Annotated in this window: 13 protein-coding genes and 2 pseudogenes; 6 read left to right on the top strand and 9 right to left on the bottom strand. The window is 72.9% G+C overall.

What is annotated here, in order from left to right; all coding sequences use genetic code 11:
* Together GRC12_RS36430 and GRC12_RS36425 are read left to right on the top strand one after the other, a co-directional pair.
* A partial coding sequence (locus GRC12_RS36430) for an MFS transporter (protein WP_208784349.1) occupies nt 1-577 on the top strand: 577 nt, incomplete at its 5' end.
* A gap of 209 nt (nt 578-786) precedes the next feature.
* On the top strand, nt 787-2,316 hold the full coding sequence (locus tag GRC12_RS36425) for a methionine--tRNA ligase (RefSeq protein WP_208784348.1): 1,530 nt from the start codon (nt 787-789) through the stop codon (nt 2,314-2,316).
* Here the strand turns inward: GRC12_RS36425 and GRC12_RS36420 are convergent.
* Nucleotides 2,307-2,885 carry a GNAT family N-acetyltransferase gene (locus tag GRC12_RS36420; RefSeq protein WP_208784347.1) on the bottom strand — a complete coding sequence of 193 codons (579 nt, stop codon included), beginning with the start codon at nt 2,883-2,885 and terminating at the stop codon, nt 2,307-2,309. The genes GRC12_RS36425 and GRC12_RS36420 overlap by 10 nt on opposite strands.
* A gap of 101 nt (nt 2,886-2,986) precedes the next feature.
* Between GRC12_RS36420 and GRC12_RS36415 the strand changes: the two genes are divergently transcribed.
* Nucleotides 2,987-3,535 (top strand): YciI family protein, encoded by a 549-nt coding sequence (locus GRC12_RS36415; RefSeq protein ID WP_208784346.1) that lies wholly within the window; start codon nt 2,987-2,989, stop codon nt 3,533-3,535.
* A 20-nt stretch (nt 3,536-3,555) separates the two neighbouring features.
* On the opposite strand, the gene GRC12_RS36410 is transcribed toward GRC12_RS36415, so the two are convergent.
* The 5 genes and pseudogenes from GRC12_RS36410 to GRC12_RS36390 all read right to left on the bottom strand — a co-directional run bounded on the left by GRC12_RS36410 (nt 3,556) and on the right by GRC12_RS36390 (nt 6,226).
* Nucleotides 3,556-3,999, bottom strand: a complete 444-nt coding sequence (locus GRC12_RS36410) for a DUF6098 family protein (RefSeq protein WP_208784344.1) — start codon at nt 3,997-3,999, stop codon at nt 3,556-3,558.
* Between the two features lie 192 nt (nt 4,000-4,191).
* Nucleotides 4,192-4,536: pseudogene (locus GRC12_RS36405) on the bottom strand (nitrate reductase); the annotation flags it as partial.
* 92 nt (nt 4,537-4,628) lie between these two features.
* Entirely contained in the window at nt 4,629-4,901 is a 273-nt protein-coding gene (locus tag GRC12_RS36400; protein ID WP_208784340.1) for a DUF6510 family protein, read from the bottom strand.
* A 12-nt stretch (nt 4,902-4,913) separates the two neighbouring features.
* Nucleotides 4,914-5,624, bottom strand: a complete 711-nt coding sequence (locus GRC12_RS36395; RefSeq protein WP_208784338.1) for a ferredoxin reductase — start codon at nt 5,622-5,624, stop codon at nt 4,914-4,916.
* Between the two features lie 2 nt (nt 5,625-5,626).
* Nucleotides 5,627-6,226, bottom strand: coding sequence for a molybdopterin-dependent oxidoreductase (locus tag GRC12_RS36390; protein ID WP_208784336.1), 600 nt, complete (start codon nt 6,224-6,226; stop codon nt 5,627-5,629).
* Nucleotides 6,227-6,370: 144 nt separating this feature from the next.
* Between GRC12_RS36390 and GRC12_RS36385 the strand changes: the two genes are divergently transcribed.
* The gene (locus GRC12_RS36385; protein WP_208784334.1) at nt 6,371-7,111 is read left to right on the top strand and encodes a maleylpyruvate isomerase family mycothiol-dependent enzyme; all 741 of its coding nucleotides are present in this window, start codon (nt 6,371-6,373) and stop codon (nt 7,109-7,111) included.
* Here the strand turns inward: GRC12_RS36385 and GRC12_RS36380 are convergent.
* Nucleotides 7,098-7,478: a MarR family winged helix-turn-helix transcriptional regulator gene (locus GRC12_RS36380; protein WP_165955227.1), complete on the bottom strand. Its 381-nt coding sequence runs from the start codon at nt 7,476-7,478 to the stop codon at nt 7,098-7,100. The two genes, GRC12_RS36385 and GRC12_RS36380, sit on opposite strands and share 14 nt — an antisense overlap.
* A gap of 85 nt (nt 7,479-7,563) precedes the next feature.
* Here GRC12_RS36380 and GRC12_RS36375 point away from each other — a divergent pair, with 85 nt between their 5' ends.
* Both GRC12_RS36375 and GRC12_RS46025 read left to right on the top strand, forming a co-directional pair.
* Nucleotides 7,564-9,045: an MFS transporter gene (locus GRC12_RS36375; RefSeq protein ID WP_208784331.1), complete on the top strand. Its 1,482-nt coding sequence runs from the start codon at nt 7,564-7,566 to the stop codon at nt 9,043-9,045.
* 84 nt (nt 9,046-9,129) lie between these two features.
* A pseudogene (locus GRC12_RS46025) lies at nt 9,130-9,415 on the top strand (DUF6332 family protein).
* On the opposite strand, the gene GRC12_RS36370 reads toward GRC12_RS46025, so the two are convergent.
* Nucleotides 9,376-10,041, bottom strand: a complete 666-nt coding sequence (locus GRC12_RS36370; protein WP_208784329.1) for a response regulator — start codon at nt 10,039-10,041, stop codon at nt 9,376-9,378. The pseudogene GRC12_RS46025 and the gene GRC12_RS36370 overlap by 40 nt on opposite strands.
* Nucleotides 10,038-10,436 (bottom strand): sensor histidine kinase (locus GRC12_RS36365; protein WP_244374316.1); only part of this gene is annotated, 399 nt, incomplete at its 5' end. The genes GRC12_RS36365 and GRC12_RS36370, both read right to left, overlap by 4 nt.

Raw genomic sequence — 10,436 nt, 5'->3', positions numbered from 1 at the left:
GGCCACATCCACCCCCCGCGGCGCGGGGACCACCGCCCGTCCCCTCGTGATCACCTTCGGCCTGATCGCCCTGTGCACGGCCTACGGGGAGGGGGCGCTGGCCGACTGGAGCGCCCTGCACCTGGAGCAGGACCTCGACGCGGCGGCGGGCGTCGCGGCCGTCGGTTACTCCTGCTTCGCGCTGGCCATGACCATCGGCCGGCTGACCGGGACCCGGCTGCTCGAACGCCTGGGCCGCACCCGCACGCTGGTCGCGGGCGGGGCGACCGCCGCGGCCGGCATGCTGCTCGGCGCGCTCGCCCCAGCCCTGTGGCTCGCACTCGTCGGCTTCGTGATCACCGGCCTCGGTCTCGCCAACCTGTTCCCGGTCGCCGTGGAACGCGCCGGTACGCTCGCCGGTCCCGAGGGGGTCGCGATCGCGTCCACCCTCGGCTACGGAGGCATGCTCCTGGGACCGCCCGCCATCGGCTTCATGGCGGACTGGTTCTCCCTCCCCGCCGCACTCACCAGCGTGGCCGTGCTGGCCGCCACGGCGGCGGCCATCGGAGCCGTGACCCGACGCGCGGCGGAGCGCTGACCGGCACCCCCCTGCCCGCCGCCGGAAAACCCGGTGCGCACCGCAAGCCGTCATTGCTACGGTCGACGCCATGATCACGCCTTCTGCTCAGTACCGGATGATGCCCCGCCGACGGGGCTGCTGAGCACGGACGCGTACCGAATCCGAGGCCCCGGGACGGGGCCTCGACGCGTTGTGCGGACCCGGCCCCGCCACCGGCAGGAGGACCGATGACCACACGACGGCACTACATCACCACGACCATCCCCTACGTCAACGCACGCCCGCACCTCGGCTTCGCCCTGGAACTGGTGCAGGCGGACACGCTCGCCCGGCACCACCGCCACCGGGGCGACGAGGTGCGACTGCTCAGCGGCACCGACGACAACTCCCTGAAGAACGTCCTGGCCGCCGAGGCGGCCGGCGTGGACGTGCGGACGCTGGTCGACCGCAACGCCGAGGCGTTCGCCGCCCTGCGCGGCCCGCTGGCGCTGTCCTTCGACGACTTCATCCGCACCAGCAGCGACCCGCGCCACCGCGTCGGCGTGGAGCGGCTGTGGCGCCGCTGCGCCGCGGCGGGCGACCTGTACCGCACGGCGTACGAGGGCCTGTACTGCGTCGGCTGCGAGCAGTTCCGCACCGCCGACGAACTCCTCGACGGACGCTGTCCCGAGCACGGCACCGAACCCGAGCGCGTCGCGGAGGAGAACTGGTTCTTCCGCCTGTCCCGCTACACCGATCGCCTCCACGACCTGATCGCCGGCGGACACCTGCGCATCGAACCCGCCGCCCGCCGCAACGAGGTCCTCGCCCTGATCGCCGGCGGACTGCGCGACTTCTCCGTCTCCCGCGCCGGTACCCGCGCCCGCGGCTGGGGCATCCCCGTGCCCGACGATCCCGGCCAGGTGGTCTACGTGTGGTGGGACGCACTCGGCAACTACGTCACCAGCCTCGGCTACGGCACCGACGACCCCGCCTGCACCCGCTGGTGGGCGGGGAGCGACCACCGCACCCACCTCGTCGGCAAGGGCGTGGTCCGCTTCCACGCCGTGTACTGGCCGGCCATCCTGCTGTCGGCCGGGCTGCCGCTGCCCACCGACATCCTGGTCCACGACTACCTCACCGTCGACGGCCGCAAGATCAGCAAGTCCGGCGGCCCCACCGTCGACCCGGCCGCACTGGCCGCGGCGTACGGCACCGACGCGGTGCGCTGGTGGCTGCTGCGCGAGGTCCCCCGCGTCGGGGACGCCGACTTCACCCCCGACCGGCTCGTCGCCCGCGCCGACGCGGACTTCGCCGGCGGCCTCGGCAACCTTGTCCACCGCGTCGTCACCATGGTCCACCGCTACCGCGGCGGAGCGGTGCCCTCCCTGGGCGCCGACCGGTATGCCGTGCGGCCCTTGCTGGACGTCTGCGGACAGGCCCCCGGCCGGATCGACGCCGCGCTGGCCGACTTCGACTTCCGCCGTGCCACGGAGGCCGTGTGGACCATCGTGGAAGAGGCCGACCGCTGCGTCGACGCCACCCGCCCCTGGGAGCTGGCCAGAGCGGAACGGCAGGGCAACACCGCGGCGGGCGAACGCCTCGACGCGGTCCTCGCCGCGCTGATCACGGCATGCCGCACCCTGGCCGAGGAGCTGCACCCCTTCATCCCCGGATCCGCCGCGCGGATCACCGCTCAGCTGACCGCGGCCGGCGAAACCCTGCCACCCGCGCACCCCCTCTTCCCCCGCCTGCGGGAGACCGTGGATCAGCTCTGACGCAGGTCGAGCCGCATGAGGACGCGGGGATGGCCGGCCAGTACCGAGGTGGTGTCGGCGGCGTGGACGAAGCCGGCGCGTTCGAAGTTGCTCCTGATACCGGCGTACGCCATCGTCGTGTCGACCATGGCGTCGCCGTTGTCGAGGGGGTACGCCTCGATGACGGGGGCGCCGTGGTCGCGGGCGAAGTCCACGGCGCCGGCGATGAGGGCGTGCGAGAGCCCCTTGCCGCGGTGGCCCGGGCGTACCCGGATGCACCACAGCGACCAGACCGGCAGGTCGTCGAGGTGCGGGATCTGGCGGCTGCGCGCGTAGGTGGTGTCGGCGCGCGGTGCCACGGCCGCCCAGCCGGCCGGTTCGTCGCCGTCGTAGGCGAGCACGCCGGGAGGCGGCACCGAGCGGCACAGACCGGCCACGTACTCCCCGCGGGCCGTCCCCCGCAGCTCCTTGTCCAGCTTGGACGGGATCCGATGGCTCAGACACCAGCAGACGGACGCCGTGGGCGACTTCGGGCCGATCACGGCACGGACGTCCGCGAAGTCCGAGGCCGGACGCACTTCGATGGTCATGACACCACCGTGCCACGTCAGCCGCTGATCTTCCCCGGCGAGACGCCGTCACGGCAAAAGCCGGTTGAGATGTGCCCGTGTGTCGGCGAGAGTCCCGGAGCATGGAGTTCTTCTGCTATCACCGGGACCGGGCCGGATCGGCGGCGCTGCGCGAGGAGTTGCTTCAGGCGCACTGGTCGTACATGGACGGGTACGCGAAGGAGATGATCGCTCGCGGGCCGACCTTCCCGAGTGAGGGCGACGCGCCGTCCGGAAGTGTGCACATCCTCGATCTGCCGGATCCCGCCGCCGCCCGCGCGTTCGCCTTCGACGAGCCCAACCACCAGGCCGGCGTGTACCGGGACGTGCTGCTGCGCCGGTGGCGCAATGTGCTGGGGCGGACGATGTGGGAGTTCCCGGGCGGCCGGACCGGGGGCGACCGGTACCTGGTGCTCGGCCTCGGTTCCGGGCCGGCCGTCGACCTCGATCCGCCCGCCGAGCGCGACGAACTGATCGCCTACGGCCCCCTGTTGTCCGACGACGGCGCCACCTGGCTGGGTACGGCGGTGCTGCTGCGCGCCCCGGACCGGGACGCGGCCCGCGCCGTCCTGTCCCCGGGCGGTTACGCCGACGTGGAGGTCCACGACTGGCAGTTCGGCGGGCGGTCGTAGCGACGGTCGCCGCCCGCGGTTCAGGTCTCCGCCCGCCGCATGGGCCCCCACGGTCCAGCCTGCTCCACCACCGCGGACACCGCGTCGTTGATGACCTGGTCGTCGATCCAGCCGACGGGCTCCACGTCGCCGACCAGCGGCTCGTTGTCGGGGCCGCGCCCCTGGACGCGGCCCCGCAGGATCCACGGCCGCACGCCCTCGCCCTTGTCGCGGGGCAGATGCGAGTAGTCGTACAGCCGGCGCGCCACCCACAGCTCGACGGGCCGGTCCTCCCACCAGGGCTCGACGGCGAGCGGGTTGGCGGACAGGCCCGACATGGGGATGCCGGTGAGGGCGTCGCGGCTCTCGGACAACTCCCGGTCGGCGTCGGGGCCGTGGGACCAGCGCACGAAGAGACACGGGGTGCGCCGCACCAGGTCGGCGACCTCGTCGAGGGTGCGCAGCACGGGGAGTTCGCGGGTCATCGAGCGCTCACTCCTTGCCGACGCCCACGGTGGTGAGCAGCTGCGGAGACAGGTTCCTGATCATCGTGTCGATCCGGCGCATCTGACGGCGTGTCTGCGGGTGGCGGGAGGTGGCCAGTTGGAGCTCGCGCGTAAGCAGCACCCCGGGCTGGGAGCGGCGGCCGATGGTGTCGGCGGCCTCTTCGCGCAGGGTTCGCACTCCACGAGCCGGCCGCCCTCGCGGACCATGGGCCGGGTCAACCGGCCCGGGAAGGCTCCCGCCTGCCGGCCGTACCGGTCCTTGGGGACCAGCCGTCCGCGATTGACTCGGTCCACCGCGCGCCCCGGCACCCCGGCGATCCGGCCGTCCCGCACCGCGATGTCCATGGCGTCACCGTCGGGGTGCAGCAGGGACGCGGACGGAACCCATCGCTCCACCTCGTCCTCGCCGACGCCCAGGCGCAGCCGGATGTCCGTACGGGTGGCCCACGCGGTGCCCCGCTCGTAGGGCGTCCGTTCGCCCCGTGGGTCCGCGATCCGGTCGCCCGTAGCGTCCACGGCGGCACCTCCCGATCATTCGCGGAGGCCCCGGGTACCCGGTGCTCACGGCGCCGAACGCACGGTGATCCGCCGCCCCTGGTGCAGGCGCGTCAAGCGGTGCGGAAGCGGAAGGCGCCCGTTCCGCCGCCCAGGCTCAGCCAGATGTGGTCGCCGTCGCGCACCAGGCGCAGGGCGATGTGGGCGCAGCCGGGGCAGCGGGCGGTGAGGCCCGGGTCGGGGCCGTAGACGTGCAGTCCGGCGAGCGGGCCGGTGCGGGCGCACTCGGGGCAGCGCCACCAGGCCGTGGTCGCCTCCACGGAGAGGATCTCCGAGAGCGGTCCGGCGAGACAGTTGCCGTCGAGATGGGCGGTGTCGTCTGCCATGGGGGCCTCCGGTCAGCCGAAGCGTTCGGTGCGGATGGTGGCGGGGTCGAGACCCAGGCCGGTGAGCAGGTCGGCGGCCGTCTCGACGAAGGCGGTGGGACCGCAGACGAAGACGGGACTGGTCGCCTCGAGACGGGCGGCCTGCTTCTCCAGATCGGCCTGGGCGAGACGGCCGACCGCACGGTTGTCGCCGGGCGGGCCCTGGCGGGTGAACAGGAGATGCACGTCGAGGCTGGGGCCGCGGTCGGTCAGCTGGTCGCCGTACCAGATCTCGGCGGGCGTGCGCACGGAGTACAGCAGATGGAAGGGGGCGACCGACCGCGCCGCCCGGTGGGCCCGGATCATCGCCATCAGCGGCACCACCCCGGAGCCGCCCGCGACCAGCAGCACCGGTTCGGTCTGCTCCGAACGCCAGACGAACCAGTTGCCGAGCGGGCCGCGCACCTCGATTTCGGCGCCCACCGGCAGCTCGTCGGCGAGGTAGGGCGAGACCTCGCCGCCGGGCACGGGCTGCACGCCCAGCTCGATGCGGTCGCCGTCGGCGGACGCGGCGAGCGAGTAGCTGCGTACGGCCTGATACCCGTCGTCGGCCGTCAGCCGCACGTCGACGTGCTGGCCGGGCAGGTGGCCGGGCCAGCCCGGCACGGTGAAGATCAGGGAGCGGGCGGTGGCGGTCTGCGGGTGGCGCCCCTCGAGCCGGGCCCGGCGCCAGGCGATGCGCATGCTCAGTCCCCCCAGTTGCGCTGCTCACGCCATGGGTCGCCGTAGTTGTGGTAACCGACGGACTCCCAGAAGCCGGGCTCGTCCTCATGGGTGAGCCGCAGGCCGCGGACCCACTTGGCGGACTTCCAGAAGTACAGGTGCGGGACGAGCAGCCGGGCCGGGCCGCCGTGCTCCGGGGAGAGGGGGTAGCCGTCGTAGGAGTGGGCGATCCAGGCCTGTCCGTCGAGGAGGTCCTCCAGGGGCAGGTTGGTGGTGTAGCCGCCGTGGCTGTCGACGGTGACGAAGTCCGCGGCCGTCTCCACGTCCTCGAAGAACGCGTCGAGCGACACGCCCCGCCACGGGGTGTCGAACTTGGACCAGCGGGTGACGCAGTGGATGTCCGTCACCGTCTCCTGCTGCGGGAGGGCCATCATGTCCGCCCAGGTCCAGGAGTGGGTGTCCCCGGTCTCGGTGGTGATGGTGAAGGTCCAGGTGTCGGTGGACACGCGCGGGGTCGGGCCGGCGGACAGCACCGGGAACTGCTCGGTCGGGTACTGCCCGGGCGGCAGCCGGTCCGCCAGCGAACGGGCGCGTCCGCGGAAGCCGGGCGAGAAGGAACTCATGACGGCATCGCTCTCCTGGGCTCGGCGGGCGTGACGGCCGGATCCCCCCATCATCGGCCGTGCCTCGGCCGCCCGCATGCGGTTCGCACAAACGGCCGACCCGCCCGGTGGTCCCGCCATCACGGCGTCCGGCACACTCACCCCATGGAGACAGCCGAGTTCGTGGAGATCCTCGACCGGGAGGGGCTGCTGCTGGCGGCGGCCGCCGAGGCGGCCGGGACCGACGCCAAGGTGCCGACCTGTCCGGACTGGCAGGTGCGGGACCTGGTGCGGCACACCGGGATGGTGCACCGGTGGGCAGCCGCCTTCGTCGCCGAGGGGCACACCTCGTACCACCCTGACGGCGGGCTGCCCGACCTCGACGGCGACGCATTGCTGGACTGGTTCCGGGAGGGGCACCGGTACCTCGTCGACACCCTCGCCTCCGCCCCGCCCGGGGTGGAGTGCTGGCACTTCCTGCCCGCGCCGTCGCCGCTGGCGTTCTGGGCCCGGCGGCAGGCGCACGAGACGACCGTGCACCGGCTCGACGCCGAGTCCGCGCGGGGCGGTACGCCGTCCGGGATCTCCGCTCCCTTCGCGGCGGACGGCATCGACGAGCTGTTGTGCGGCTTCCACGCGCGCGGCAAGAGCAGGGTCCGCAGCGACCCGCCCCGGGTGCTGCGGGTGCGGGCGACGGACGCGGACGGAGCGGTGTGGACCGTACGACTGTCTCAGGAGCCGCCGGTGACCGTGCGGGGCGCGGAAGGCGCCGCCGACTGCGAAGTGGCCGGGCCCGCCCCGCGGTTGTACGCGGCACTGTGGAACCGGCAGGCGTTCCCGGAGGTGGGCGGGGACGACTCCGTCGCCGCGCTGTGGCGGGAGAGGTCGGCCGTCACCTGGAGCTGAGCATCCGCGTCAGCACCGCGCGCTGCACCGGCAGTACCGCGCCGTGCAGCGCGCGCCCCTTCTCCGTGAGGGCGACCCGGACGCCCCGTCGGTCCTCGGGGCACATCGCGCGCTCCACGAGGCGGTCCTTCTCCAGCCGGGCGATGAGGCGGGACAGGGCACTCTGGCTGAGGTGGACGCGCTCGGCGATCTCCTGGACGCGGTAGGCGCAGGATTCGCCCGACAGCACGTCCAGCACCTCGAAGTCGCTGGCGCACAGGCCGTGCTGGTGCAGTGCGCGGTCCAGTTCGCACTGGGTGCGCGCATGGAGCGCCAGGATGTCCCGCCACTGGTCCACGAGCGCCTGCTCGGGGTTCTTCGCCGCCATCCGCGCACCGTAGCAGAGAACCGAATTTATTGCACCGGCATTAAATGCGTTTGCATTCGATGCATGCGCATGTAGTGTCTCGGGCATGACCTCTCCGCTCACCACCTCCGCGGACGCCTCGACGGTCCGCTGGACCCCCCGGCTGTGGGGCACCCTGCTGGTGCTCTGCGCCGCGATGTTCCTGGACGCGCTGGACGTCTCGATGGTCGGCGTCGCCCTGCCGTCCATCGGCTCCGACCTCGACCTGTCCACCTCGACCCTGCAGTGGATCGTCAGCGGCTACATCCTGGGCTACGGCGGACTGCTGCTCCTCGGCGGACGCACCGCCGACCTGCTCGGCCGGCGTCAGGTCTTCCTGGTCGCCCTCGGTGTCTTCGCCCTCGCCTCACTGCTCGGCGGCCTCGTGGACTCGGGTCCGCTGCTGATCGCCAGCCGCTTCATCAAGGGGCTGAGCGCCGCCTTCACCGCGCCGGCCGGCCTGTCGATCATCACCACGACCTTCGCCGAGGGCCCGCTGCGCAACCGCGCCCTGTCCATCTACACCACCTGCGCCGCCACCGGATTCTCCATGGGCCTGGTCCTCTCCGGCCTGCTGACCGAGGCCAGTTGGCGTCTGACCATGCTGCTGCCCGCGCCCATCGCCCTGATCGCGCTGCTGGCGGGCCTGAAGCTGCTGCCGCGCAGCGAACGGGAGAAGGACCACAACGGCTACGACGTCCCCGGCGCCGTCATCGGCACCGCGTCGATGCTGCTGCTGGTGTTCACCGTCGTCCAGGCACCGCAGGCCGGCTGGGCCTCGGCCCGCACGCTGCTGTCCTTCCTCGCGGTCGCCGTGCTGCTCACCGTGTTCGTCCTGGTCGAGCGGCGCTCACCCGGCCCGCTGATCCGCCTGGGCGTGCTGCGCTCCGGCAGCCAGATCCGCGCACAGCTCGGCGCGGTGGCCTTCTTCGGCTCGTACGTCGGCTTCCAGTTCCTGACGACGCTGTACATGCAGTCGCTGCTGGGCTGGTCGGCCCTGCACACCGCGCTGGCCTTCCTGCCCGCGGGCGCGCTGGTCGCCGTGTCCTCGACGAAGGTCGGCTCCGTCGTCGACCGGTTCGGCACCCAACGGCTGATCGCGGCGGGGTTCGCGCTGATGGTCGTCGGTTACGCGCTGTTCCTGCGCATCAACCTCGACCCGGTGTACGCGGCCGTCGTCCTGCCGTCGATGCTGCTGATCGGCGCGGCCTGCGCGCTGGTCTTCCCCTCCCTCAACATCCAGGCCACCAACGGGGTCGAGGACCACGAGCAGGGCATGGTCTCCGGGCTGCTCAACACCTCGGTACAGGTGGGAGGCGCGATCTTCCTCGCCGTGGTGACGGCCGTGGTGACCGCGGGCGCCCCCGAACACGCCACGGCCCAGGCGGTGTTGGACAGCTACCGGCCCGGTTTCGTGGTCGTCACCGCGGTCGCGGTGGCCGGCCTGCTGATCACCCTCTCGGGCCTGCGCACGCGCCGTGGGCAGCAGTCGGTCGTGGTCGCCAGGTCCACCTCCCTGGAGGCGGAGCGCGTGCCCGCACGCGACTAGGGGGACAGGGGGATGTCTCATCTCCCTGTGTGCGTCCGGCGGGAGTTGGTTGCCCCGCCGGACGCACGGCTGTGTACTGGACGGATGGACGGTCACGGGGGACGGCGCAACAAGGCCGAGCAGGACGCGACGATCGTGGAGGTCGGGTACGCGCTGGTGAGCGCGGTGTTCGCGGCGGCGGTGGTCTTCGGGGCGGTCGCCGGTCCGGCGTTGCTCTTCGGTCTGCCCCCCGCTGCTGTCGGCGGTGCTGCTGCGGGTGGGCCTGACCCTCGCGCCGATCGTCTTCGTCGTGCGGGTGGTGAGTGTCCTGGTGCGGTTCCGGCGTGCGGCTCAGCCCAGCCAGCCCGGCCGCACCAACCCCGACTCGTAGGCCAGCACGACCAGTTGGGCCCGGTCGCGGGCGCCGAGCTTGACCATCGTGCGGCTGACGTGGGTCTTCGCGGTCAAGGGGCTGACGACCAGGCGGCGGGCGATCTCCTCGTTGGACAGGCCGATGCCGACCAGGGCCATCACCTCCCTCTCCCGCTCGGTGAGCCCGGCAAGGGCGTCGGCCGCCGCGGGCTCCTTGGAACGGGCGGCGAACTCGGCGATCAGCCGGCGGGTGACCCCGGGGGACAGCAGTGCGTCGCCCTCGACCACCGCCCTGACGGCGCGCAGGAGTTCGGCCGGTTCGGTGTCCTTGACCAAGAAGCCGGAGGCACCCGAGCGGATCGCCTCGAAGACGTACTCGTCCAGTTCGAAGGTGGTCAGCATGACCACCTTCACGTCCCGCAGCGCCGGGTCCGCGTTGATCTCACGAGTCGCGGCCAGGCCGTCCAGCGCGGGCATGCGGATGTCCATCAGGACGACGTCCGGGCGCAGTTCGCGGACCTCACGCACCGCCTCCGCGCCGTCGGCGGCCTCGCCGGCCACCTCGATGTCCGGCTGCGCGTCCAGCAGCGCCTTGAAGCCGGCCCGTACCAGTGACTGGTCGTCGGCGAGCAGTACGCGGATCACCGGTCGTCCTCCTTGGTCCGCAGGGGCAGTTCGGCGAGCACCCGGAAGCCCCCGCCGGGACGCGGGCCCGCCTCGATCGTGCCACCGAGCGCGGCGGCCCGCTCCCGCATCCCGGCCAGCCCGTTGCCGCTGCCGCCCGCTTCCGCGCCGGTCGCCGGCCCGTCGTCGTCGATGCGCAGCCGCAGCGTCCGGGGGTCGTGCTCGAGGCGCACGCGCGCGTGCCGCGAACCGGAGTGCCGTACGACGTTGGTGAGCGCCTCCTGGACGATGCGGAAGGCGGCGAGGTCCGTGCCGGGCGCGAGGCGGGGCGGGGTCCCTTCGACGTCGACGGTCAGTCCAGCGCTCGCCGCCTGCTGCACCAGTTCGGGGAGCCGGTCCAGGCCGGGGGCGGGGGC

Origin of the sequence: Streptomyces griseorubiginosus, from assembly GCF_017614965.1 — a bacterium.
GTDB lineage: Bacteria > Actinomycetota > Actinomycetes > Streptomycetales > Streptomycetaceae > Streptomyces > Streptomyces griseorubiginosus_B.
This window is presented reverse-complemented; position numbering and strand designations above follow the sequence as displayed.